Genomic DNA, 22,676 nt, shown 5'->3' with positions numbered 1-22,676 from the left:
TGCGAAATCCCCACCCGCATCGCCCACATCAACCGGTTCAATGCTCTCGGCCACGAAGCATGAGTGCGACAAGGAACAGCACGCCGACCGTTCCGGCCGCCGGGTCATAGCTCGTCCGGAACGATCCTGTCGCCTGTTTCGTGAAACCAAAGATTGGCGCCGTCATCGGGGCGGGGTAGCTTGGACTTACATGGGCCGGGATCAGAAGATTGCGGCGCGGGCGATTTCCGTGGTCCGCTTCGACGCCGTCGCAACCGATCCAGAAGGTCGAGGCAGAAGGTTCTCAGTAGGATGCGGTCAGTATGCGCTGTCCCAGATGCGCGTCGGCAGCCCAGGAGCGGCGTACATATTCTGCAACGTCCGGGCTGTCGTACGCATAGACACCGCAACCGCGCAAAGCCTCGCGAAGATCCGGATCGCGGCCAAGAAACTGCCACACGACACGGGTCGCAACGATATCATGTGATCCTTCCGGCGTGATGCCGAGAACGAGGCCCGGCAGGAATGTCGGCGCGGCATATTCCGAGGCGATGAGCATGGTCGACCAGAAGCCGCGACCCATGCCGGCTTCCCGTTCATGGATGATCAGGCGGTTATGCGCCTCTATCGCGATGCCATTGAACCGCAGCGGGGAAGGAACGGCGAATTCCTCTTCGCCATGCCGTTCGATGGTCTTCGACAGCCATCTATTGTCAGCGCGGTAAAGATGGCACAGGGCGCGCAGGATGTAGTCCCGGTCCGGATCGGGGCTGAAGTGTACGTGATAATAGCCCTCATGCCGTTCCAGAAGCTGGGCCGAGGCGGTTCGGTGATCGACAAGGCGGTCAAGCTGCGCCGCGAACCGGTCCTGCACCGGGCCAAGGCGCGGCGGCCTGAGGCGGACAAGAGTGGCGAAATCGCGCGGCGGCATGAGAATTTCCGCCTCGTCCACGCCGAAGAAATCGCAGATTCGCCGCAGGGTGGACAACGACGGCCGGGTGTGGCCGCTCAGATACTTGTTCATCTGCTGACGGTTCAGGCCAAGTCGTCGACAGATTTCCGATGCCGAGCGCCCGTAGCTGCACAGGAGCCTGAGATTCTGCGGGAGGCTGCTGTCGACATTATGCAAATTTATGCTCATTGGGGTCATCTAGCATAAAACCTGCTGACGATTCAACGTTCCGTGCCGTCCGGTCGACCCCTATGCTCTCTTACTACCGATCATGAAGAGGGAGCGACCCATGACCCGCCACGTTCGCCTGTTGATTTCGACGGCTTTGGCCACCATCCTCCCGCTCGCGGCATCGGCCGAAACGCTGCGCATCGCGATTCCTGCCGATCCCGGCTATCTCGACCCGGCCTATGCGGGGTCGACTTCCGAATGGGTGCTGATCGACAATCTTTACCCCCGTCTGGCCAAATATGTGGCGGGCGAGGAATGGAAGGTCGAACTGGACGCGGCCAAATCGGTCGACCTGTCCGACCCGGCCAACATCGCGTTCGAGCTGAAACCGGGCATCATGTGGTCGGGCGGCTATGGCGAACTGACGGCGGAGGATGTGGAATATTCCTACGAACGCCACGCCAATCCGGAACTCGAAAGCGCGCTGGCCCCGGAATATGCGCTGCTGACTGATGTCGAGGTGACCGGCAAATATACCGGCATCATCCATCTGGCCAAGCCTTCGCCCAGCTTCTGGTCGGCGACGATGACCTATGGCACCGGCGCCATCGTATCGAAGGCCGCGGCCGAGGCGGCGGGCGGCTATTTCGAGGCGACACCGGCCGCCACGACCGGCCCTTACCGGTTCAAGAGCTTCGAGCCGGGCCAGCCGATGGTGCTGGAGAAGGACCCCGACTGGACCGGCACTCCGGGCGCATTCGATGAAATCGAGCTGATTTCCATCCCCGACGACAATGCCTCGCGCGTGGCGTTCGAGGCGGGCGAAGTCGATTACGTCTTTGGCGTCTCGGCGCTGGAATATGACGGCTGGGCCGCCAATCCGCCGCGCGGCGGCAAGGTGGCGCTGAAACAGTCCATCGACCCGCTGTGGCTGGGGATTTCCGAGACCCATCCCGCGCTTGCTGATATCCGCGTCCGTCATGCGATCCAGAAGGCCATCGACATTCCGACGATCCTTCAGGCCACCTCGAACGGACATGCCAAGCAGGCGCCCGGCATCGTCGCCCCCGGCCTTCCCGGCTACCGCGAAGGCAAGCTGATCGAACGCGATGTCGAGGGCGCGAAGGCCCTGATCGCCGAGGCCGGCGCCGAGGGCACGGTGATCCGGCTCGACTATGTCAACAACGCCAACCGCGCGGCCATCGCCCAGATCATGCAGGCGAACCTGGCCGAGATCGGTCTGACGGTCGAATTGAACGGTCAGGACGAAGGCACGTTCTGGGCCGTGGACGAGGAACGCGCGAAGGATCTGCAACTGCATGTGAAAAGCTGGTTCGGCAACCCGGACGGCCTTTACACGCTGCAATATTTCATCTCGGACCAGGTCGGCATCTGGAACTGGGAGGGCCTTGCAAACCCCGACTATGACGCGCTGGTGGAAAAGGCGCGCGAGACGATGGACGAAGGCGAACGGGCCGCGATCTATGTCCAGCTTCAGGACATGCTGGAGGAAAGCGGCGATTTCCTCTTCCTCACGCATGAGCCGCTGACGGTCCTGTGGCGCGACAGCATCGTCCCGGGTAGCCTGCCCGATGGCCGCCCGATCTTCGGCGCTTTCGCCAAAGCGGCGAACTGATCGACAGAACGGGGCGGGCAACCCCGCCCCCCGACCTGACCGGAGCCCCTTCATGTTCGGCTATATCCTGCGGCGGATCGCGCTTGGCTGCGCCGTGCTTCTGCTCGCCATCTCGACGCTTTATGTCATCGTGCAGGCGGCGCCCGGCGATCCGGCCTCGGCCATGCTCGGGCCCAAGGCCACGCCCGCGATCAAGGCGGCCTTCGCCGAGAAACTTGGCCTCGACAAGCCGATGCCGGTACAGATCGTCCGCTATGTGGGCTCGGTCCTCAGCGGCGATCTCGGCACCGACCTGCGGTCGCGCCGTCCGGTGACCGAGGTTCTGGCCGCCCACGCGCCCTATACGGTCGAACTGATCCTCGCCTCGCTGCTGATTGCCGCCGGGCTTGGCATTCCCCTTGGCTGCGCGGCGGCGGTCCGGCGCAACAGCCTGTTCGACCAGGCGATCGGGCTTTTGTCGGTCAGCCTGATCTCGGTCCCGCCTGTGATCATCGCGATCTACGGGATGCTGCTTTTCTCTGCTGCTCTCGGCTGGCTCCCGGCCATCGGCGCGGGCGTGGGCGAGGGCCTGGGCTCGCGGCTGCACCACCTGATCCTGCCCGCCATCGCGGTCGGCATCGGCTGGGTCGGCTACATCGCCCGCCTCGTCCGCGCCTCGATGATCGAGGTGCTGAGCGCCAACTACATCCGCAATGCCCGCGCCTTTGGGCTGCCGGAACTGCGAATCGTCTACCGCTATGCCTTGCGGACCGCCGTCGCGCCGACGATCACGGTCCTTGGCGTCGGTGTAGGCTACATGCTTGGCAGCGCGGTCTTTGCGGAAATCGTCTTCGCCCGGCCCGGCATCGGCAAGCTGATGTATGATGCGGTGATCCTCAGGAACTATCCCGTCACCCTCGGCGCCGTCCTTGCCGCCACCGCGCTTCTGGTCGCGGCCACCACGCTGGCCGACATTCTCAACGCGCTGATCGACCCACGTTTCAAGGAGAGCCGGGAATGAGCGCCGTGCCCACAGAGATAAGCGCCGTGAAACCGGCCGGGGGCTTTCGCGCTTTCCTCGGCGATCCGATGGGCCTGTTCGGCCTGACCATCGCGGTCCTTCTGATCCTCTCGGCGCTTTTCGCGCCCTGGATCGCGCCCTATGATCCGGCGGCGCTGGATGTGCCCGCGAAATTGCAGGGGCCGAGCGCGGCCCATTGGCTCGGCACCGACGAACTGGGCCGCGACGTCCTCAGCCGTGCCATCTGGGGCGGGCGGGTCGCGCTGACCGTGGCGCTGGTCGCCACCACGCTTTCGGTGATGATCGGAGGGCTTCTGGGGATGCTGGCGGCGATGGGGCCGCGCTGGCTGGATTATGCGCTGACGCTCGGCTTCGACACGGTCCGCGCCTATCCGGTCATCATCCTCGCCCTTGCCATCGGGCCGATCTTCGGCGGCGGCATGGGGGTTCTTCTGGGGCTTCTGGTCGCGACCTCGGTTCCCTATTACGCCCGCGTCATGCGATCGTCGGTCATCGCGCAATCCTCCACCGAATATGTCGAGGCGCTGCGGGCGATGGGCATGGGCCGGGCCCGGATCGTGCTGCGCCACATCCTGCCCAATGTCATCGGCCCGATCCTGATCATCGCCTCGATGGACATCCCCGCCTATATCACCGCCGAGGCCGGGATTTCCTTCCTCGGTGTCGGCGTGAAGGCGCCCGCGACCAGCTGGGGCCTGATGCTCGACCAGGGCTTCCGTTATGTCGGCCACACCCCCTGGCTGGTGATCGCGGGCGGGTTGCCGCTGATCCTCGCCACGCTCGGCTTCACGTTTCTGGGGGAGGCCCTGCGCGACGCCTTCGACCCGAAACTGCGGCGGAGGGGCTAAGATGGACACGCTTCTTCAGGTCGACAACCTCGCCGTGCGCTTCGGCCCGGTTCAGGCGGTCAAATGGGTCAGCTTCGCGCTGGGGCGGGGCGAAACGCTCGGCATCGTCGGCGAAAGCGGATCGGGCAAGTCGACGCTTCTCTGGGCGCTGACGCGCCTTCTGCCGGAAACCGCCGCGATCAACTCGGGCGAGGTCTGGTTCGACAGCGAAGACCTTCTGCGCCTGCCGCCCGACCGGCTGCGCGCCCTGCGCGGGACCCGGATTTCCTACATCTCGCAGGACCCGATGACCTCGCTCGCGCCCGGCCTGACGATCGGCCAGCAGATGATGGACGTGCTGCACCGCGAGCCCTGGTCCGCCCGGGAAAAGCGTGCCCGCGCCATCGACGCGCTTGAGTGGGTCAGCCTGCCCGACCCGGCACGGCGCATGGAGATGTATCCCCACGAGCTTTCGGGGGGCCAACGCCAGCGCGTCTCCATCGCCATGGCACTGATGCTGGGCCCCGATCTGCTGCTGGCCGACGAACCGACGACCGCGCTCGATGCAACGCTTGAGGTCGAGGTGCTGGACCTGCTGAAGCGCCTACAGCGCGAAACCGGCTGTGCGGTGATCTTCGTCAGCCACCACCTCGGCACCGTCGCCACGCTTTGCGACCGGGTGATGGTGATGAAGGATGGCGAAATTCGCGAGGACGGGTCGGTGGCGCAGGTCTTCACCCGACCCGAAGATGATTATACCGCGCGGCTGCTGCGCTGCGATCCCGCGCGGATCATCGAACCCACCCGGCGGTTGCCGACCATGGCCGACGCACCAGCCGCGACGGCCGCCGCGGTGGTAGGACCTGCCGGACGCGTGAAGGGATCGGAATCACCCATATTGGCGGTGTCCGATCTTTTTGTAACTTTCCACCGTGGCGGCTTTCTCCCCGCCGCCATCGGCGGAGCGGTGGAAAGGATTCACGCGGTCCGGCAGGTCTCCTTCTCGATCTCGAAGGGCGAAACGCTGGCATTGATCGGCGAGAGCGGTTCGGGGAAATCGTCCGTGGCGCGGTCGATCCTGGGGCTGGTGCGGCCGGATGCGGGCACGATCCGCCTTGGCGAGCGAGAGCTCACCAAGGCCGACCGCGGCGGCTGGCAGGCCGCGCGGGGCGAGGTGTCGATGATGTTCCAGGACCCGGCAGGCTCGCTCTCGCCGCGCAGGACGCTGGCCGAACAGGTGGTCGAACCACTGATCGTCCATGGTCGCCGCGCCGAGGCCACACGCGCGAAGGCGGTGGAGCTTCTGACGCTCGCGGGCCTCGATAGCCGCTTCGCCGACCGCTATCCGCACGAGCTGTCCGGCGGTCAGGCCAGGCGTGCCGGCATCGCGCGGGCGCTCGCGATGTCTCCCCGGCTGATCGTCGCGGACGAACCGACGGCGGGGCTCGATGTCTCGGTCCAGGGCGAGGTTATCAACCTTCTCAATGACCTTCAGGAACGGCTCGGCCTCTCGATCCTGCTCATCACCCACAATATGGCCATCGTCCGCCATGCGGCCGACCGGGTGGCAGTGATGCTGAAAGGTCAGATCGTCGAAACCGGCCCGACCGCCCGCATCTTCGCCGCCCCCGAACACGACTACACGGCGCGGCTGATCGCCGCCGCCCATCACGACCTTCCAACCCATGAAAGTGCCTGACATGACCGCCCGCGCGACGACCGTCGATCTCGACCTCTGCTACATGCCCGCGACCGAACAGCTTCGGCTGTTCCGTGCGGGCAAACTGTCGCCGGTCGAGGTGCTTGAGGCGCAGCTTGCCCGCGCCGAGGCGGTCGAGCCGGTGATCAACGCCTTCACCGAGACCTTCGCGGACGAGGCTATGGCCGCCGCGCGGCGCGCCGAGGAGGTCTGGACAAAGCGGCCCGAAACCGCGCGGCCGCTGGAAGGGATCACCGTCGCGGTGAAGGACGAGATGCCGGTCAGGGGCCAGCGCAACACTCAAGGATCGCTGATCTACAAGGATTATGTCGCCGACCATACCCACCCGGTCGCCACCCGGCTGCAACAGGCAGGCGCGATCTTTCACGCCCGCACAACGACCCCTGAATTCTGCTGCGCCTGGATCACCGCCTCGCGGCTTCATGGCGTGACGCGCAACCCGTGGAACCCCGAATATACCTGCTCGGGCTCCTCGGGCGGGGCTGGGGCGGCGCTTGCCGCCGGGACCACCACGCTTGCCACCGGCTCGGACATCGGCGGCTCGATCCGGGGTCCGGCCGGCGCGAACGGTATCGTCGGCTACAAGCCCCCCTATGGCCGCGTCCCCGACGAGCCGCCCTTCAACCTCGACTGGTACTGCCATGTCGGCCCGATGGCGCGGACGGTGGGCGACACGGCGCTGATGCAGAACGTCATCTCGGGCATCCACCCGCAGGATATCGCCACCGTGCGCGAAAAGATGGTGATCCCCACCGGCGGCTGGGGCGACCTGAAGGGCAAGCGCATCGCCTGGACCTTTGATGTCGGCAACGGCGTGGTGGCCGATGAGGTGGCGGCGCAGACAATGAAGGTGCTTGAAGCACTTGCCGCTGCCGGGGCGGTCGTCGAGGAAGTGTCGCTCGGCTGGGGCGCGGATGTGCGCGACGGCTGCAAGTACTACCTCGACCACCTGATGGGCTCGGCCCTGAAGCGCGAAGTCGCGGCGCATCCCGATCTGGTCTGCGACTACACCGCATTTTACGCCGAACGATCCGGCACAACCACCGCCGACCAGTTTCTCTGGTCGCTTGACGTGGCGGGCGACATCTACAGCCGCTTCGGCCCGATGATGGAGGATTACTACGCCTTCATCTGCCCGACCTTCGCCACGCACGAGATCCGCGCCGAACAGATGCCCTGGGAACGGATGATCGTGCAGGGACGCGATTTCGACAGCGACTACGACTGCAACCTGCAGACCGTCTTCAACATGCTGTCGCGGCTGCCGGTCCTGGCCGTGCCCGCCGGGATCGCGTCGAACGGCCTGCCTGCGGGCGTCCAGATCGCCGCCCGCGCCTTCGACGACCCGCGCGTCTTCCACGTCGCCAGTGTTCTTGAACAGGCCATGCCCTGGCTCGACCACGAGGAACGTCGGCCGCGTCTGCCCGTCAAAGCCTGACCGGCACCGGCCCGGAACGTCGGCCGGACGAGGTGCGGCAGGTGCGGATCACTTCGGCCAGTTGCACGCGGTCGGACGGACCGCTGTCGGCCGCCGCGAGAGGTGCCCAGATATCCGGAAAACTCTCGACCCGTTTAAACTGGGACATAGCACGATGCTGAGAACTGAAAGATTTTCGCCGGGAACGAACCTTGCCTAATCTGGTTCCCTTGCCCCCGAACTTTCTTGAAGTCCTGCACGAGATCGCCACTGACGAACTCGTGATCCCTGCCGGTACGCCGTTCGTCTCGGAGGGCCAGGACGGACGGCAGGTTTTTCTGGTGCGCTCTGGACAGGGCCTGCGCGCGAACCTCTTGCAGGACGGGCGCCGTCAGGTGGTCAGCTTTCTGTTTCCGGGCGATATCATCGGCCTGCAGGCGCTGTTGATCGGTCAGTTCCTCAACAGCGCCGAGGCCCGATCAGACATGGGTGTCAGCGTTATCGAGCGCCGGGATTTGCGCGCGCTCTGGCGCGAGCGGTTCGAGGCCGTGGTCTTGTCGCTGCAGGCGATGGCCTATGAAGAGGTGCGGCTGACCAAGGCCATGGTGGCGATCGGACAGTTTTCCGCCGAGGAAGCCGTCGCCTCGCTCTTGCACACTCTGTTCAGCCGGGCCCGGACGCACGGCATGCTGCGCGGCACGTCGATGGCGTTTCCGTTCCGTCAGGCCGACCTTGCCGATGCGCTTGGCCTGTCACTGGTTCACATGAACAAGACCATCGCAAAGCTGCGGCGCGCGGGGCACCTGGAACTGGTCGACGGGCGGCTGTCCCTGCAAGATGCCGATCGTCTGGCGCGCACCTACAACCTTGACGTGACATAAAGGCGCGGCGGCGCGGCCTCAGCCCGTCGGACCGTTCAGCATCAGGAGCGCCGCATTCAGGAGCGTCGCAAACCCGACCCAGAGCGCATAGGGCACGAGCATCCAGGCCGAAGGACGGTCCTGCCGCCAACTGACCAAGAAGAGAACGGCAATGGCTGCGAACAAAGCCACGATGATGGCCAGCGCGGCGTCAATGCGGTGCACCAGGAAGAACATGGGCGACCAGAGGAAGTTCAGAACCAGCTGTGCGTACCAGGCGCGCATCGCCGTTCCCGCAGGCGCGCGCCGCCAGGTGCGCCAGCCCACGATCGCCATGAGCAGGTAGAGCACGGACCAGACCGGGCCGAAGAGCCAGTTGGGCGGATTGAACCAGGGTTTGGCCAGCGCGGCGTACCAGGGGCCGGGCGCGGTCTGCGTGCCAATGAAGAGGCCGCCCCCCATGACAATTGCAAGGAAGATCGCGAGGGCGAGGTAGGAGTGCTTGGGGTTCGTTCTGTCCATGAAAGTTCCCTTTGGTTCGCGGGGGCCGACGTCGGTGCGCGTCTTTCCAATGCCTGTGGCGGGTGCCGGTTCCACCTTACCGCCGCGAAATGATTTCGGAAGCCGGCCCAAAGACGGCCCACCGTCTGGCAGGACAGGCGCAGGCCAGTCCTGGCCCGGCGGATCCACTGACCTGGCGGAAATCGCTGCGGCCCGGGCCCGCAACCTCAGCCGTCTATGTCGTAGTCTAATGCGCCTGGCGTCGGAACTCGGCCATCTGAAGAGAGGGTGGTTGACAGGTTCCATTGCCGAACGAATTTGCAGAACACGAGACGGAAGGCCGAAAGCCGTGGGGCAGCACACTGAGGTTTCGCGCCTTCCCCGACCTCCGGAACCCGGACGCGCATTGCGGGTTGTGCGGAAGTAGGGGCGGTATCGGATGGAGGAAGGGATGCGCGTTCATTGTCAGGTTGCGGCGGTTGCGGCTGTCGCGGTTTTCCCGGGATGGGCACAGGCGCTTTGCGTCATGGAAACCGACGGCGCGCGCTGCGTCTCGGTCGTTCCGGCCAACCTTGTGACGTCAAGCCTTGCGGTCGGCGACCGGATTCCCGAAGGCACCACCATGTTGTTCAATCCCGAATATCATGGCCTGCCACCCGTCACGGGCTACTGGCGCTATTACCGGATCGATGGCCGCGTCTACGAGGTGCACCCCGAGACGATGGAAGTTCTGGCGATCGTCGGCGACGGCAACAGCAGTCTGCGTTGATCAGCGGGATTCGATCTTCCTTCCGCAGTTTCAAGGATGGTTTGCCACGCAAATGCAACGCTGCGCTTCTTGGGAACTCTTCCCTGACACAAACAGTTCTCGCAAGAGTCCGGGGACGTTTACGGGGGAGCGATGGAAGCTGGAACAGTAGGCCCGCACGCGAAGGATGCTGGCGCGCCGAGCGGTTTCCGCGATCGGCTTCGCGCCGCGGTTTCGCACGATCATGACGCCGTCGAGGCAGTTTTCGCGCCATTCCTTCAGTCGCCCGAAAGCCGGTTGTTCTGGTATCTGGCGGCACAGCGCGCAGCGCTTGCGGCCCTTCGGCAGGAGGAAGGCGGGCCAGAACCAGCCTGGACACATGAGTTTGCCTGACAGGAGTTGACGTGCAGACGGCCAATACCCCGACCGTGGATCTGACGAACTGCGACCGCGAAGCGATCCACCTTTTGGGCCGCGTGCAATCCTACGGCGCGCTTCTGGGCCTGTCGTCGGACTGGATCGTCCAGCAGGCGTCGGCAAATCTGGATAGGATCCTTGGCGTCCCCGCTGCCGAGGCGCTCGGGCAGCCGCTGTCCGAGCTTGTCGTTTCGGAGGGTTACGACAGGATCCGGCAAAGCCTGCGTTTCGTCACCGAAGGCGATGTCGCCATCCGGATTTTCGGCGTCGTCCTGAAATCGAACGGCGCGGCCTATGACGTGTCGCTGCATCAGTCCGGCGCCCATATGACCGTCGAATTCGAGCCAAAGGGCGCGCGCGCAGGACATGATCTGATGGGCGAGGTCTATCAGCAGATCGCGGGCCTGCGCGACATGGGCGATCTTGAAAGCCTCGCCAGCCGCGCCGCCGAGGCGCTGCGGGCGCTGTCAGGCTTCGACAGCGTCATGGTCTATCATTTCCAGCCGGACCATTCCGGCCGCGTCATTGCCGAAATCCGCGCGGACGGCCGGTCGGTCTACAATGGCATGATGTTTCCCGCCACCGACATTCCGGTTCAGGCGCGCGCGCTTTACAAGCGATCCCTGTTGCGGCTGATCGCCGACGTCAACGATGCGGGCAATGTCATCCAGCCCGGCGTCGACATGGCGGGGCGGCCGGTCGATCTTTCGCTGGCAGTCACGCGGGCGGTTTCGCCCATCCATATCGAATATCTGCGCAACATGGGCGTCGAAGCCTCGATGTCGGTTTCGATCATGAAGGATGGCGAGCTTTGGGGCCTGTTCTGGTATCGGAGCTGAACCACCGGGTGCGCAACATCCTGACGCTGATGCGCGGCCTTCTGGCGCAGTCGCGGACTTCGGCGCGATCGCTTCAGGAATTCACCGCAAATCTCGACGGCCGGATCCAGGCGCTGGCGCGTGCGCACGACCAGCTGACCGCCGAGAGATGGGAGCCTACTTCGCTGCGGGCTTTGATCACCTGCGAATTCGCAGCTTATGCCGACAGGAAGGTCGATCGCGTCACCATCGGCGGACTGGACGCGCTGATCAAGCCCTCTGCCTACACGACACTGGCGCTTGTGCTGCATGAAATGGTGACCAATTCCATCAAGTATGGTGCGCTCTGCGACCGGTCGGGCCGCGTCGAGATCACGCTGTCGACCGACCGGAGCGGCGGTGTCGTGATCAACTGGCAGGAACGCGGCGGCCCGCCCGTGACCCCACCAAAGCGGCGCGGTTTCGGCTCGATGATCATTGAAAGCTCAATCCCGCACGAACTGAAGGCCGACGCGACGGTGAACTACAAGATGACCGGGCTGGAGGCACGCTTTCGCATTCCTCCCATGGCAATCGATGCGATCGTGCCCGGAACAGCCGATGCTGCGCCCCCGGAACCCGCCGGCGCTCGGACCGCCGACGGCAAGAGCCGATCGCTCACCGGCCTTGCATTCGTTCTGGAAGATACGCTGATCATCGCGATGGATGCGGCAAGCATGCTTGAGGAGCTTGGCGCGTCGGAGGTGAAGATACATTCCTCGGTCGGTGCGGCGCTGGAATGGTTGAAGGAGGCCACGCCGGATTTCGCGCTTCTCGACGTCAATCTTGGCGATGAACAATCCCTGCCTGTGGCAGAAGAACTTGCGCGGCGTGGCATCCCCTTCGTGCTCGCCACGGGATATGGCGAGGCACAGGATCTTGTCGAGACTCATCGGCCCTGCGTGGTCTTGCAAAAACCTTTCACGCGCAGTTCGGTCGATGCGGCAATCTCGACCGCAATGCCATCGGTCTACAGGCCCTGATTGTGGTTGGAAGCCATCAGGCCGGAGGCAGCAAGGCAGAAAGCCCTTCCAGCGTGTCGGCCTCGGAAGGTGGCTTGTCCCAGCGCAGTCGCGAAATACGGGGAAATCGCATGGCGACACCGGATTTGTGCCGGGTTGATCGGTTCAGCCCTTCGAATGCGACCTCGACGACGAGCCCCCGATCCCGCGTGGCGCGCACCGCGCGCACCGGGCCGAAACGGTCGGTGGTATTTTCGCGCACATAGCGGTCGATCTGAAGCAGCTCTTCGTCGGTGAAGCCGAAATAGGCCTTGCCGACCGGCGTCAGCGTACCGTCGGCCGCCCAGACCCCGAATGTATAGTCGGAATAATAGCTCGACCGCTTGCCATGGCCGCGTTGCGCATACATCAGCACCGCGTCGATCAGGAAGGGATCGCGCTTCCACTTGAACCAGGCGCCCTTCGGCCGCCCGGCGAGGTAGGGGCTGTCCCAGCGTTTCAGCATCAGACCCTCGATCACCGGGTCGGGCGGCTCGGCGCGATGGCGGGCAAGCGCGGTCCAGCTGTCGAACGTCACCAGCGGCGACAGGTCGACGCGCGGAGAGCCCAGCGCGGCGACGGCGGTTTCAAGCCGGTCGCGGCGGTCGCGGAACGGCAGGGGCCGCAGGTCCTCGCCGTTCCAGACCAGGATATCGTAGGCGCGGATGAAAGCGGGGAAACGCGCGGCGAGACGGGCATCGACGGTCTTGCGGTTAAGCCTCTGCTGAAGGTCGGCGAACGGGGCAACGCCATCGCCCTTGCGCACCAGAAGCTCGCCGTCAAACGCGCCTTCAAACATCAGCGCTTCCGACAGGTCCGGGAAGGCCGCGGATATCTCGTCGCCGGTGCGCGTGTAGATCCGCCTTGTGCCCTGTTCGCAGACCACCTGCACGCGAATGCCGTCCCATTTCCATTCCGCTGCGAAATCGGAAGGGTCGAGCATCTCGCTGTCCTTGTCCGCAAGGGGCGTGGCCAGCATCACCGGGCGGAACGGCGCATGGCCGACGGCGGCGGGGCGCGGGCCACGACCGTCGAGCCAGGCGAACAGCTCGGGATAGGGCGGCCGAAGCCCGTGCCAGATTTCCTCGATCTCGTCGACCGCTACGCCGCCATGGTCGGCAAGCGCGGTCTTGGCCAGACGGGCCGAAAGACCCGCGCGCAGGGCGCCGGTGGCAAGCTTGATCAGCGCATGGCGCGATGAGGCATCGAACCGGTCGAGAAGGCCTGCGACGACGCGCGCAGCCTCGACCTTTCCCGCAGTTCCAAGTTGGTGAACGACCTCGGACAGGGGCAGGTCGCTGTCCTCGCGGCCGTCCCAGATAAGGGCAATGGTTTCGGCGAGGTCGCCCACGTAATCGTAGGAGAGGCGGAACAAGACCTCATCCACCCGTTCCGCCACCAGCGCGCGCAAAAGCGCGGGCTTGACGCCGGGCAGGTCGAGCCCGCCGGTCAAGGCCGCCAGCGCGTAGCCGCGGTCAGGATCGGGCGTCGTGGCCAGATAGTCGCGCACCAGACGCAGCTTTCCGGTGCGGGAGGGTGTGGTGACCAGACGGGCGAGAAGACGGGCGAAGGCTTTCATTCCGGCTCGTCCTCGTAGCCCACCAGGTGCAGCGGGCGCGCCGCCTGGCCGTTCAGCGTGCACCAGCGCACCAGCGCCTCTTCGCGGCCATGAGTGACCCAGATTTCCTCTGCCGCGACATCGGCGATCGTCGCCGTCAGCTCGGGCCAGTCGGAATGGTCGGAGATCACAAGCGGCAGTTCGACGCCGCGTTGCCGAACCCGCTGGCGCACCCCCATCCAGCCAGATGCGAAGGCAACGACCGGGTCGGGAAAGCGCCGCGCCCAGGGTGTGCCGAAACTGGCGGGCGGGCCAAGGATGACCTGCCCGGCGAACCGGTCGCGCGGCCCGTCCCCGGTCGCGGGCAGAAGCGGCCCGAGCGTCACGCCGCGCGCGACGTAATAGTCGCAGAGCCGCGCCATGGCGCCATGCAGGTAGATAGGTGCATCATGGCCCGCGTCACGCAAGAGGCGGATCACCCGTTGCGCCTTGCCAAGCGCATAGGCACCTACCAGATGTGCGCGGTCAGGGTTGGCGGAAAGCGAGCCGAGGAGCTTTGCGATTTCGTGCTGCGGTGACGGATGGCGGAAGACCGGCAGGCCGAAGGTGGCTTCCGATATGAAGATGTCGCAAGCAACCGGTTCGAAATCGGCGCAGGTCGGATCGCTGCCGCGCTTGAAGTCACCCGCCGCAACGATCCTCCGGCCGCCGGTTTCGATGACGATCTGGGCCGAGCCGAGGATATGCCCGGCCGGAACGAAGCGCACGCGTGCATCGCCGAGCGTCGTCCATCCGGTCCCGGCTGCCTGTCGTGTTCCGGCGAAATCCGCGCCATAGCGGATCGCCATGATGTCGAGCGTCTCGGGCGTTGCCAGGACCGCGCCGTGCCCGGCCCGCGCATGATCGCCATGGCCGTGCGTGATCAGGGCACGGGCGACCGGGCGCACCGGATCGACGAAGAAATCGCCCGCCGGGCAATAAAGCCCCTCCGCTCGCGGCAAGAGCGGCGGGGCGCCGGGGGGCAACGAGGTCTGGTTCGCCGCCATGTCGGCCCTTTCCATCCGTCTCGTTCCGGCTGCGCGGGCCGGATCAGCCATGCCCGGTGCCGCTCGCGATCCTGTCGGAGCCTACAGGGACCGCGGCGGCCTTGTCATATGGTCCGGCAGGCACGCCGCGCGGGCCAGCGGCAAGCGAGGCGACGACCGCTGCCCCGACCTCCCGTCCCATCGCGGCGCAGCCGGGAATGCCCTGAAGAAACGGGCGGCGGTGCAACAGAAACGGCGCGGCGGGCAGCCAGATGCGCCCCGGCGTTGCGGCGGGGCACAGGATTTCGAGATCGCCGGAAAGCGGCACAGGCCCGCCGCGTTCATCGGAAGTGTCCAAGGCGGCACGCAGCCCGGCGAAGGGCAGGTCCGCCGCGCCCTGCGCACCCTGCCCACGGGCATCGATGACCGCGGCAAGCCGCAACCTTTCGTTGTTACCGTTCACGGCAATGCCGCCGCGCGCCTCGGCAATCTCGTAATCCTCGCCAAGCGCCAAGACGTCGATGAGACCCGCGCGCCGCAGGGCCAGAAGCCGGTGGATCGAATGCGGCGGCACGGCCGCGTAATTGTCGATGAAGACGCGCTTCAGGCCCGCATCGAACCGCGCCCGGTCGCCCGCATCGAAATCGCCATAGATCGCGTCGAAAATCTCGTGCACGCGCAGGATGGCGTATTTCCATGCGACTGTCCGGCAGGCGGCCTGATTGGCCTCTGCCTCGCGCAGGTCCTGCGCGGCCCAGTCAAACGGATCGGCCGCCTTGCGCGCCGCGAAGTAATGGTCGGCGAATGTGTCAGGCGTGGGCTCGTCTGCCGCCCCGAGGACCGGCGCCGCAGGATCGGCGGCGCGAAACTCTGCCAAGAACAGCGCGAAAAGCCGGTCGAGGAGACCCGCGTTACCTTCCCCCACCGCTGCCGCGACGGCGTGCGCGGTCATCACCTTCGGCGGATCATAGGGAAGGGGGCAGTAGAAATCGGCCTCGGGGAGCAGGCCGTTGCGGGACATCAAGGTCACATGCAGGCCGCGGCTTTCGGGTAGAAGCGTATAGACGAGCCCGCCACCGGGGTCGTCAGTGAAGCTGCCATGCTGCAAGACGACCGCGACGAGGGCGTCGATCGCGCTGAGCGATGTGCCGAGGATGCCGATCGGTGCCGCCGGCACGCCGCCCTCCAGAAGCCCCGACCAGGGGCTGGGCACCAGCCGCCGGGGGGCAGGCGTGCCGACGCGCGCTGCCTGTGGCCAACTGTGACCGATCGCGAGGATGACGCGGTCGTGCAGGATGGGCTGTTGCGGCACGTCGCCCGCGGCAATCTCAAGCCAGATGCCGTCAGGGTCGGGACGGAGGTCGACGACCTCGCTTCCCTCGCGCAGCGCGATCTGCACGCCGGCCTCTCGCCCCCGCGCGACCAGCGTCTCGAGCGCGTCGCGGAAATAGCCGCCCAGAAGAACGCGCGGCACGAATGTCCGGTCCGACAGCGTCTCGGCCGACACGCCGTAGAGATCGAGGATGACCTGCGGCTGGCGTTGCAGCCAGGAAAGAAGCGTTTCCGCGACCGGCGGAACCTCGATGCTGGCGATATTCGCCAGCATCGCCGCATGGGTCGTTTCGGGATTATACGGCATGCCGACGCCCGCAAGGCCGGATCGTTCGTACAAAGTGATGAAACAGGGTCCCGCCTCGGCGATCAGATGCTGCAGCAGGTAGATGGCCGTCGGGCCGGTTCCGACGATGGCGATATTGCCGATCACTCTGGTCATCCTTCCTGATGGCGCGGTGCATTTCGCCCCGGACCGGTCGCGACGGTCCTAAGGGTGAACGCCGATGGGGCAATGCGGGTTGCACGGCGAAATGCGCCGCCGGGCGAAGTCCCCGCGAAACCTGCGCCGGAACCTTTCGCGTGCCCGCCTGGTTGAGATCTGGACCGGACAGGAAGAATCCGGATGTCACCCGAGAAGACCCTGTCGACCGTCGAAGCCGATCACACACTCGATAGCGAACAGGGGGCGATCGCCGTGGAGGAGGCCGGAAAACTCTCGGCCCGGCTGATCTACGAGATCACTTGCCGCGACGGCGAGGCGGAATTGGCGCGACCGCCTGCGTCGCTTCTGTGGTCGGGGGCGGCTGCGGGCGTTCTGATGGGCCTGTCCGTCCTGGGAGAGGCGATCCTGCGCACGCATCTGCCCGACACGCCCGCGCGTTTCCTGATCGAGCATCTTGGCCAGAGTTTCGGCTTTCTTGCCGTCATCCTCGGCAGGCTGCAGCTTTTCACCGCAATGGCCGCTACCGACATGCTTTCGGGCGTGCTTGCCGAAATCGCGGATCAGCATCCCCGTCCGGAAGTGCTGGCCGGATCGGACGGCTGGGCGCGCGCCATTCTTCCCGGGGTCGGCCTGCGGCAGATTTTCGGCCAGGCATTTCATCCGCTGCGCGGATCCGCAAAGGGCAATATCCTGATGTCGCAGGGTTTGGCCCGGGCCCACGGGCGCCTGTATGAAACCTGTATGAAAGCGGAGGCCACGAGGCGCGCGAGGCGATGGCGGACCATGCGCGGCACCTGCTGCGCGATCTCGATCCGTCTGCAGTGGCACCATCTGACAGTGAAAGCGTGACGGAACTTCTGCCCAGAGAGTGCGCGCAGAGCTGATCGCCGAGCCGGCAAGAAACCGACCGGCGGCGCTGCCCTGAGAGAGTTTCCTCGGAACAACAAATCGGCTGTCGCGTTGCTCTGACATGCGCCACCGACACGCACAGAAATTTATTCTGGAGTACCTCTGATGAAGAATCTTTTGCTTTCGACGGCCGTTCTTGCTGCCGTCGGCACCGCTGCATTTGCGGAAGACAAGACCGCGATGTTCCGCATGGAAGCAGATCCGATGGAAATCCATGCGTCGGACTTCATCGGCAAGCGCATCTACGCGAGCGAGGCCGAAATTGAAGGCAAATCCTATGAGCGCGCGCAGCCGGACTGGGAAGATATCGGCGAGATCAATGATGTGGTCCTGTCGCGCAACGGCAAGGTCGAGGCGGTTCTGGTCGACGTGGGAGGTTTCCTCGGCATCGGCGAGCGCCAGATCGCCATCGACATGGCTGCCGTTCGGTTCCTTGCCGACGATGCGACGCCCGAAGACCTTTCGGATTATTTCCTCGTGATCACTGCGCCGCGCGCCGCCGTCGAGGGTGCACCGGAATACACCTGGACGCATAACGCCGCGGCGAAGGTCGATCAGGCCGTGGAAAACTCCGTCGATGCAGCGACATCGACTGCAGAGGCAGCAGGGGATCAGGTTGAGCAGGCCGCAGAGAACACAGCCGACGCCGCTCGCGAGCCGATCGTGCGTGAAGGCTACGCGCCTGCGAAGCCCGAAGACCTGACCACTGAGATGCTGACCGGTACGAAGGTCTATGACGCCAATGACGAATGGATCGGCGATGTGTCGCAGCTTCTCATCACGACCGACGGCAAGATCACCGACGCGATCGTCGATGTCGGCGGCTTCCTCGGCATCGGCGAAAAGCCGGTCCAGTTGAAGATCGGCGATATCGACATCCTGCGCAAGGATGACGGCAGCGACCTGCGCGTCTATGTCGGGATGACGAAGGAACAGCTTGAAGCGCTGCCGACTTACGACAAGTAAGCCCGCTTCAAGACAGAAGAGCCCGCCGGTCGGCGGGCTCTTTTGCGCGTTCAGGCCCGCGGCATCTCGAAGCTGAAGATGGTGTCGTCGCCTTCGGATGTCACGGTCAGTGTCCCGCCATGGGCCCGCGCGATCTCGGCCGAAATGTAGAGACCCAGCCCGAGACCCTGCTGGTTGTTGTCGATATTGGCGCGAAAGAAGGGCTGGAACAGATCGTCCATCGCCGCCGGCGCTATCGACGGGCCGGAGTTCGCAACTGTCATCACGAATTTTCCGTCCCTGTCCACCGCGCGCACCCGGATCGCACGGGTCCCGTCGCCATGTGAAATCGCGTTGGCAAGAAGGTTGGACAGAAGCTGCGCGATGCGGCCCGGATCCGCGTTCAGCCCCTCTGCAAAATCCAGCATCACTTCGATGGCGACCGATGGCTGCGCAAGGCCGATCTCGGAGATCGCCTGTTCCAGGGCGGGCTTCAGGGGGACCGATGTTCGGCGATTGACGGACAGGCCCTTGCCAAGACGGGCACGGGCAAAATCCATCACATCGCTGATCAGCTTGGCCATGCGGTCGACCGAACCCTGCGTGACGTCGAGCAGATGCAGCATCTTCTCGCCCTGTGCCTCGCGCCGCATCATCCGGGTCGCGGCAGAGATTGCCGCAAGGGGATTGCGCAGGTCATGACCCAGCACTGCAATGAACTGTTCCCTCAGGCGCGCTGCCTCTTCGCTGGCCAGAAGGGCGGCGGCATTTTGCTTGTGCTCGGTGATGTCGCGCGCGCTGCAGAAGAACCGATGATCCTCCGGCACCGCATTCCAAGACAGCCAGCGATAGGTTCCGTCCTTGTGACGATAGCGGTTCTCGAAATTCAGGATCGGGCGCCCGGCCTTCACAAGCTCGAACGCCCTGCCGCTGCGCTCGACGTCGTCAGGGTGAAGCAGTTCGAAAAACAGCCGGTTCTCGACCTCTTCGGCCGTGTAGCCGAGGGTCTTCAGCCAGGCGGGATTGGTGTTCTCGAACCTGCCACTTTCGCTGAGAATCCCCAACAGGTCGGGGGTTACCATCCAGGTCAGGCTGTACTTCCGCGCAAGTTCCGGCATCTGCGTTGCTTCCATCGACCCCGAACGACCAGATGCGCGATATATCCATGAGTTTGAACGGCTTGCAACGCGCATGTCGGGGCGCCGCATACAAAGGCGCCGCGAGGAGACCTCGCGGCGCTTTGGCGTCACGTCCGGCTCTGTCAGACGGGCGGCTTGCCGCGCGCGGCGCGCGCCACCATCGCGACGACGAACAGGATCAGGAAGATCACGAACAGGATTTTCGCGATGCCGGCCGATGCGCCGGCGATGCCGCCGAAGCCAAGAGCGGCTGCGATCAGGGCGATGACGAGAAAGGTGAGGGCCCAACCAAGCATTTCATTTTCTCCTTGGGGAATGGATCTTTTCGGCGTTTGCAAAAATGAAACGCAAGGGCGCCGACTTGGTTCCCACCGGCCCCGCGGCCCTCGGGCTGCCGCCTTCGCTGCGCGCCATCACGTATGGCGTCGCGTGCACCTGTGTCGGCTCGGCCTTGGCTGGACGCAATCCGATTTGGTCTCGATCAGCGCGGAACAAGCCTTCTTCGGCTGCGTTGCTACTTCAGATACTGCCCGATCCCCGGGGCCGAAGCTGAAGGGCCCGAGATGGACCGCATCTTCTATGCAATCGGCGTTGTCGTCGTGGCGTTGTTCGTCATCAACCTTCTTGTATGAGGAGCCGAAAAATGAACCACAAAGATATCCGGACCTCGGCCGCGAAGGCCGCGGAGGCCGTCAGGGAAACCGGGCGCGACGCCTATGCCGCAGCCAGGGATGGTGTGGTGGACGCAGCGTCCCAGGTAGGGTCCGCATTGCGCGACGAGGCGGAAAGCCGCGCCGAGGCCGGCAAGAACCTGGCCGCAGAGCAGGGCCAGCGTTTCGCAAACGATCTGCGGGCCGAGGCCGGGCGCCGGGGCAACAAGACCTTTCAGGGCCAGGTCCTCGATACGATGGCAAACGGCGTCGCCGACCTGTCGGAAGGGCTGCGCGGTCACAGCATCGCGTCGATCCTGCAGCAGGCGGAAAGTTTCGCGCGGCGCAATCCTGGCGCCTTCGTGGCCGATGCGGCGCTTGCGGGCTTTGCCGTTGCACGGTTTGCCCGCGCGAGCAGCCAACCGGATCATCCGGCGTCGCCTGGCGAAGCCGCCCAGACCTCCCCGCAGGACAGCGGCGTGATCGTCGGGTCGCCGCAGAAGAACAATACCGCCAAAGCGGCTGCCACCTCGCACACTGGTGCATCTTCCCTTGCGGAGACCATGCCGTGACCCCCGATCCCCGGACGAAATCAACCGGAGAGTTGCTGACCGATATTCTGGACCATCTGTCCAACCTTGTCCGTGGCGAGGTCGCGCTGGCCCGGGCCGAGGTGGAAGAGAATGTCCGCGCCGCGGGAACCGGCGTCGGTCTGGTCCTGGCGGCGGCCGTGATCGCCACAACGGCGCTGAATGTGCTGACGGGTGCTCTGGTCGCCGGATTGACGGAACTTGGCCTGGCTGCGGGCTGGTCGGCGCTTGCGGTCGGCATTCTATTCGCGCTCATCGCCTTCCTGCTGGCGCGCAAGGGTGCCGCGGCGCTCAAACCCTCCAGTCTCGCGCCGGACCGCACGATGCGGAATGTGCGGCGCGACGCCCAAACCCTCAAGGAGATCGTGAAATGACCTACACGAACGAAACCGACACTATCGAGGCCGGCATCGAACGCGAGCGCGCCTCGCTCGCATCGACGCTGGGCGCCCTGCAGGACCGCGTGTCCGTGGACCACCTTGCCAAGGAAGCGCTGGGTCTGGTGAAGACCAACGCCGCTGCCTACACCCGGTCGATCGACAGCGCGGTGCGCGCCAATCCGCTGGCACTGGCGCTGACGGGCGTCGGCATTGCCTGGCTGGTCTTCGGCGGCAAGAAGGCCGAAGAACCGCAGGTCGAGGCACCGATGGAGCGTTGGGAAGATGAGGGCGGCAGCGGGTTTGCCTTCGCCGACGGCGCTGCACCGACCGAGGATGAGTGGCAGCGCGAGATCGATCAGCTGCGCGATTCCGCGTCGAGTACGCTGAGCAGGATAGATGCGGAAGCGCGCCGCCATGCCGAGGCGCTTCGCCGTGGCGCTGCCGATACGTTATCCAAGGCGCGCGACTTCGCGGCCGAGCGTGGGGCGGTTCTGGGCGATTTTGCCGAAGGCATGAAAAAGAGCTTCCGCTCGGGCCTTGGTGACCTGAGCGATGCGGCGCGCGAAAAGATCGCCGCTGCGCGCGAACAGGCCTATGCGGCGCGGGTCCGGGGCGAGCGCGTCATGCGCGGCGGAACGCGTGAGGCGGGTCGCCTGATCGAGGACTATCCGCTGGTCGCGGGCGTCGCCGCCCTTGCTGCGGGCGCTGCCTTTGCCGCCGCTCTGCCACGCACCGAAACCGAAGACCGTGCCTTCGGGTCGGAAAGCGACCGGCTGACCCGGGAAGCGACGCGTCTCTTGCGCGAAGAGCGCGCGCGCCTCGGCCGCGTCGCGGCAGGCGTTGCGGACGAGCTGAAGCAATCGTCGCGCGACCTTGCCGATACGATCGCTGGCGAAGTGAAGGACGCCTCACGGTCTCATGCCGCAGCGCTTTCCGACAAGCTGAGCGAGGATGCCGAGGCGGTGAAGGATAGAGCCGCCAAAGAGGCAGGCGACATCGCTGCGGCAGCGACTGCTGCGGCAGGGCCGTCGAAAGTGAAGGACAAGGTCGGCTGATCTTCCAAACTCGCCAACCAACTCGAGCAAGACGCCTGTCCGCTCTGCGGCAGGCGTTTTCTTTTATGCCGACATATGCGCGCCCGGCCGCAGGGCATCGCCCAGGCGGCAGGACTTGTCGACGCCAAAGGAAAAGGCCAGCGGTTTCCCGCCGGCCTTTGAGTGTCGCCTGATCCAATGTCAGGAAACGGCGATCAGACACCCGCCATCCATTCGTCGACTTCGCGCTCGGCCTGTTCTTTCGCGCGACCGTACTTTTCCTGGACGAGGCCGACGAGCTGCTCGCGGCGGCCGTCGACCTGATGCCATTCATCATCCGTGATGTCGCCCCAGTTGGCTTGCGCCTTGCCCTTGAGCTGTTTCCATTCGCCTTTGACTTGATCCCAGTTCATATCGTCCTCCGGGTTGCCTGCGACATCGTGGGTGCTGCCGCTTCTACATGACGGAAACGTTTGCCGGGCTGGCCGGTTCCGGTCTTGTTCATCCGGTCCGGCGGGGAAGCACCCGATAGGCTGATTCAGGCCGATGCGATGATAGGGGC

The 22,676-nt window shown here is 65.1% G+C and carries 23 protein-coding genes; 14 read left to right on the top strand and 9 right to left on the bottom strand.

What is annotated here, in order from left to right; translation table 11 throughout:
- Nucleotides 1-283 precede the first annotated feature (283 nt).
- Nucleotides 284-1,120, bottom strand: a complete 837-nt coding sequence (locus P0645_RS14925; protein ID WP_284165374.1) for a helix-turn-helix domain-containing protein — start codon at nucleotides 1,118-1,120, stop codon at nucleotides 284-286.
- 100 nt (nucleotides 1,121-1,220) lie between these two features.
- Here P0645_RS14925 and P0645_RS14920 point away from each other — a divergent pair, with 100 nt between their 5' ends.
- From P0645_RS14920 to P0645_RS14900, 5 genes are read left to right on the top strand one after another with little or no spacing between them, the layout of a single operon-like run.
- A complete protein-coding gene (locus P0645_RS14920; protein ID WP_284165373.1) occupies nucleotides 1,221-2,738 on the top strand; it encodes an ABC transporter substrate-binding protein in 1,518 nt (505 codons plus the stop codon).
- A gap of 52 nt (nucleotides 2,739-2,790) precedes the next feature.
- The gene (locus P0645_RS14915) at nucleotides 2,791-3,738 is read left to right on the top strand and encodes an ABC transporter permease (protein ID WP_284165372.1); all 948 of its coding nucleotides are present in this window, start codon (nucleotides 2,791-2,793) and stop codon (nucleotides 3,736-3,738) included.
- Nucleotides 3,735-4,607 carry an ABC transporter permease gene (locus P0645_RS14910; protein ID WP_284165371.1) on the top strand — a complete coding sequence of 291 codons (873 nt, stop codon included), beginning with the start codon at nucleotides 3,735-3,737 and terminating at the stop codon, nucleotides 4,605-4,607. Before P0645_RS14915 ends, P0645_RS14910 begins: the two co-directional genes overlap by 4 nt.
- Before the next feature lies 1 nt (nucleotide 4,608).
- Nucleotides 4,609-6,285 (top strand): dipeptide ABC transporter ATP-binding protein, encoded by a 1,677-nt coding sequence (locus P0645_RS14905; protein WP_284165370.1) that lies wholly within the window; start codon nucleotides 4,609-4,611, stop codon nucleotides 6,283-6,285.
- Between the two features lies 1 nt (nucleotide 6,286).
- Nucleotides 6,287-7,744 (top strand): amidase, encoded by a 1,458-nt coding sequence (locus tag P0645_RS14900; RefSeq protein ID WP_284165369.1) that lies wholly within the window; start codon nucleotides 6,287-6,289, stop codon nucleotides 7,742-7,744.
- On the opposite strand, the gene P0645_RS14895 is transcribed toward P0645_RS14900, so the two are convergent.
- The gene (locus P0645_RS14895) at nucleotides 7,734-7,892 is read right to left on the bottom strand and encodes a hypothetical protein (protein WP_284165368.1); all 159 of its coding nucleotides are present in this window, start codon (nucleotides 7,890-7,892) and stop codon (nucleotides 7,734-7,736) included. The two genes, P0645_RS14900 and P0645_RS14895, sit on opposite strands and share 11 nt — an antisense overlap.
- Nucleotides 7,893-7,935: 43 nt before the next feature.
- Here P0645_RS14895 and P0645_RS14890 point away from each other — a divergent pair, with 43 nt between their 5' ends.
- The gene (locus tag P0645_RS14890; RefSeq protein ID WP_284165367.1) at nucleotides 7,936-8,604 is read left to right on the top strand and encodes a Crp/Fnr family transcriptional regulator; all 669 of its coding nucleotides are present in this window, start codon (nucleotides 7,936-7,938) and stop codon (nucleotides 8,602-8,604) included.
- Nucleotides 8,605-8,622: 18 nt separating this feature from the next.
- Here the strand turns inward: P0645_RS14890 and P0645_RS14885 are convergent, their stop codons facing one another.
- A complete protein-coding gene (locus P0645_RS14885) occupies nucleotides 8,623-9,105 on the bottom strand; it encodes a TspO/MBR family protein (RefSeq protein ID WP_284165366.1) in 483 nt (160 codons plus the stop codon).
- A gap of 430 nt (nucleotides 9,106-9,535) precedes the next feature.
- Between P0645_RS14885 and P0645_RS14880 the strand changes: the two genes are divergently transcribed.
- The 3 genes from P0645_RS14880 to P0645_RS19315 all read left to right on the top strand — a co-directional run bounded on the left by P0645_RS14880 (nucleotide 9,536) and on the right by P0645_RS19315 (nucleotide 12,089).
- On the top strand, nucleotides 9,536-9,853 hold the full coding sequence (locus tag P0645_RS14880) for a hypothetical protein (protein WP_284165365.1): 318 nt from the start codon (nucleotides 9,536-9,538) through the stop codon (nucleotides 9,851-9,853).
- Between the two features lie 383 nt (nucleotides 9,854-10,236).
- Nucleotides 10,237-11,088: a GAF domain-containing protein gene (locus P0645_RS19320; RefSeq protein WP_349775090.1), complete on the top strand. Its 852-nt coding sequence runs from the start codon at nucleotides 10,237-10,239 to the stop codon at nucleotides 11,086-11,088.
- Entirely contained in the window at nucleotides 11,061-12,089 is a 1,029-nt protein-coding gene (locus tag P0645_RS19315; RefSeq protein ID WP_349775089.1) for an HWE histidine kinase domain-containing protein, read from the top strand. Before P0645_RS19320 ends, P0645_RS19315 begins: the two co-directional genes overlap by 28 nt.
- A 16-nt stretch (nucleotides 12,090-12,105) precedes the next feature.
- On the opposite strand, the gene P0645_RS14870 is transcribed toward P0645_RS19315, so the two are convergent.
- The 3 genes from P0645_RS14870 to P0645_RS14860 are packed head-to-tail and all read right to left on the bottom strand — an operon-like array spanning nucleotide 12,106 to nucleotide 16,464.
- Nucleotides 12,106-13,686 carry a cisplatin damage response ATP-dependent DNA ligase gene (locus tag P0645_RS14870; RefSeq protein WP_284165364.1) on the bottom strand — a complete coding sequence of 527 codons (1,581 nt, stop codon included), beginning with the start codon at nucleotides 13,684-13,686 and terminating at the stop codon, nucleotides 12,106-12,108.
- Nucleotides 13,683-14,726 carry a ligase-associated DNA damage response exonuclease gene (locus P0645_RS14865; RefSeq protein WP_502855086.1) on the bottom strand — a complete coding sequence of 348 codons (1,044 nt, stop codon included), beginning with the start codon at nucleotides 14,724-14,726 and terminating at the stop codon, nucleotides 13,683-13,685. Before P0645_RS14865 ends, P0645_RS14870 begins: the two co-directional genes overlap by 4 nt.
- Before the next feature lie 28 nt (nucleotides 14,727-14,754).
- Entirely contained in the window at nucleotides 14,755-16,464 is a 1,710-nt protein-coding gene (locus P0645_RS14860; RefSeq protein WP_284165363.1) for an FAD/NAD(P)-binding protein, read from the bottom strand.
- Between the two features lie 183 nt (nucleotides 16,465-16,647).
- On the opposite strand from P0645_RS14860, the gene P0645_RS14855 reads away from it, so the two are divergent.
- Together P0645_RS14855 and P0645_RS14850 are read left to right on the top strand one after the other, a co-directional pair.
- Nucleotides 16,648-17,316 carry a formate/nitrite transporter family protein gene (locus P0645_RS14855; protein ID WP_284165362.1) on the top strand — a complete coding sequence of 223 codons (669 nt, stop codon included), beginning with the start codon at nucleotides 16,648-16,650 and terminating at the stop codon, nucleotides 17,314-17,316.
- Between the two features lie 165 nt (nucleotides 17,317-17,481).
- On the top strand, nucleotides 17,482-18,342 hold the full coding sequence (locus tag P0645_RS14850) for a PRC-barrel domain-containing protein (RefSeq protein WP_284165361.1): 861 nt from the start codon (nucleotides 17,482-17,484) through the stop codon (nucleotides 18,340-18,342).
- A gap of 50 nt (nucleotides 18,343-18,392) precedes the next feature.
- On the opposite strand, the gene P0645_RS14845 is transcribed toward P0645_RS14850, so the two are convergent.
- Together P0645_RS14845 and P0645_RS14840 are read right to left on the bottom strand one after the other, a co-directional pair.
- A complete protein-coding gene (locus tag P0645_RS14845) occupies nucleotides 18,393-19,439 on the bottom strand; it encodes a PAS domain-containing sensor histidine kinase (RefSeq protein WP_284165360.1) in 1,047 nt (348 codons plus the stop codon).
- Between the two features lie 143 nt (nucleotides 19,440-19,582).
- Nucleotides 19,583-19,756: a DUF1328 domain-containing protein gene (locus P0645_RS14840; RefSeq protein WP_284165359.1), complete on the bottom strand. Its 174-nt coding sequence runs from the start codon at nucleotides 19,754-19,756 to the stop codon at nucleotides 19,583-19,585.
- A gap of 473 nt (nucleotides 19,757-20,229) precedes the next feature.
- On the opposite strand from P0645_RS14840, the gene P0645_RS14835 reads away from it, so the two are divergent.
- From P0645_RS14835 to P0645_RS14825, 3 genes are read left to right on the top strand one after another with little or no spacing between them, the layout of a single operon-like run.
- Nucleotides 20,230-20,682, top strand: a complete 453-nt coding sequence (locus P0645_RS14835) for a hypothetical protein (RefSeq protein ID WP_284165358.1) — start codon at nucleotides 20,230-20,232, stop codon at nucleotides 20,680-20,682.
- On the top strand, nucleotides 20,679-21,074 hold the full coding sequence (locus tag P0645_RS14830; protein ID WP_284165357.1) for a phage holin family protein: 396 nt from the start codon (nucleotides 20,679-20,681) through the stop codon (nucleotides 21,072-21,074). Before P0645_RS14835 ends, P0645_RS14830 begins: the two co-directional genes overlap by 4 nt.
- Complete coding sequence (locus P0645_RS14825; protein ID WP_284165356.1) at nucleotides 21,071-22,135, top strand: DUF3618 domain-containing protein; 1,065 nt, start codon at nucleotides 21,071-21,073, stop codon at nucleotides 22,133-22,135. The genes P0645_RS14830 and P0645_RS14825 overlap by 4 nt, the downstream gene beginning before the upstream one ends.
- 194 nt (nucleotides 22,136-22,329) lie before the next feature.
- On the opposite strand, the gene P0645_RS14820 is transcribed toward P0645_RS14825, so the two are convergent.
- Nucleotides 22,330-22,527: a CsbD family protein gene (locus tag P0645_RS14820; protein WP_284165355.1), complete on the bottom strand. Its 198-nt coding sequence runs from the start codon at nucleotides 22,525-22,527 to the stop codon at nucleotides 22,330-22,332.
- Between the last annotated feature and the right edge of the window lie 149 nt (nucleotides 22,528-22,676).

This window comes from Frigidibacter sp. SD6-1 (assembly GCF_030143255.1).
In the GTDB taxonomy this organism is placed as follows: domain Bacteria; phylum Pseudomonadota; class Alphaproteobacteria; order Rhodobacterales; family Rhodobacteraceae; genus TMP-24.
This window is presented reverse-complemented; position numbering and strand designations above follow the sequence as displayed.

Coding starts and splice junctions, on each gene's coding strand:
- P0645_RS14925 (WP_284165374.1), bottom strand. CDS start 1,120: ATGAGCATAAATTTGCATAATGTCGACAGCAGCCTCCCGCAGAATCTC.
- P0645_RS14920 (WP_284165373.1), top strand. CDS start 1,221: ATGACCCGCCACGTTCGCCTGTTGATTTCGACGGCTTTGGCCACCATC.
- P0645_RS14915 (WP_284165372.1), top strand. CDS start 2,791: ATGTTCGGCTATATCCTGCGGCGGATCGCGCTTGGCTGCGCCGTGCTT.
- P0645_RS14910 (WP_284165371.1), top strand. CDS start 3,735: ATGAGCGCCGTGCCCACAGAGATAAGCGCCGTGAAACCGGCCGGGGGC.
- P0645_RS14905 (WP_284165370.1), top strand. CDS start 4,609: ATGGACACGCTTCTTCAGGTCGACAACCTCGCCGTGCGCTTCGGCCCG.
- P0645_RS14900 (WP_284165369.1), top strand. CDS start 6,287: ATGACCGCCCGCGCGACGACCGTCGATCTCGACCTCTGCTACATGCCC.
- P0645_RS14895 (WP_284165368.1), bottom strand. CDS start 7,892: ATGTCCCAGTTTAAACGGGTCGAGAGTTTTCCGGATATCTGGGCACCT.
- P0645_RS14885 (WP_284165366.1), bottom strand. CDS start 9,105: ATGGACAGAACGAACCCCAAGCACTCCTACCTCGCCCTCGCGATCTTC.
- P0645_RS14880 (WP_284165365.1), top strand. CDS start 9,536: ATGCGCGTTCATTGTCAGGTTGCGGCGGTTGCGGCTGTCGCGGTTTTC.
- P0645_RS14870 (WP_284165364.1), bottom strand. CDS start 13,686: ATGAAAGCCTTCGCCCGTCTTCTCGCCCGTCTGGTCACCACACCCTCC.
- P0645_RS14865 (WP_502855086.1), bottom strand. CDS start 14,726: ATGGAAAGGGCCGACATGGCGGCGAACCAGACCTCGTTGCCCCCCGGC.
- P0645_RS14860 (WP_284165363.1), bottom strand. CDS start 16,464: ATGACCAGAGTGATCGGCAATATCGCCATCGTCGGAACCGGCCCGACG.
- P0645_RS14855 (WP_284165362.1), top strand. CDS start 16,648: ATGTCACCCGAGAAGACCCTGTCGACCGTCGAAGCCGATCACACACTC.
- P0645_RS14850 (WP_284165361.1), top strand. CDS start 17,482: ATGAAGAATCTTTTGCTTTCGACGGCCGTTCTTGCTGCCGTCGGCACC.
- P0645_RS14845 (WP_284165360.1), bottom strand. CDS start 19,439: ATGCCGGAACTTGCGCGGAAGTACAGCCTGACCTGGATGGTAACCCCC.
- P0645_RS14840 (WP_284165359.1), bottom strand. CDS start 19,756: ATGCTTGGTTGGGCCCTCACCTTTCTCGTCATCGCCCTGATCGCAGCC.
- P0645_RS14825 (WP_284165356.1), top strand. CDS start 21,071: ATGACCTACACGAACGAAACCGACACTATCGAGGCCGGCATCGAACGC.
- P0645_RS14820 (WP_284165355.1), bottom strand. CDS start 22,527: ATGAACTGGGATCAAGTCAAAGGCGAATGGAAACAGCTCAAGGGCAAG.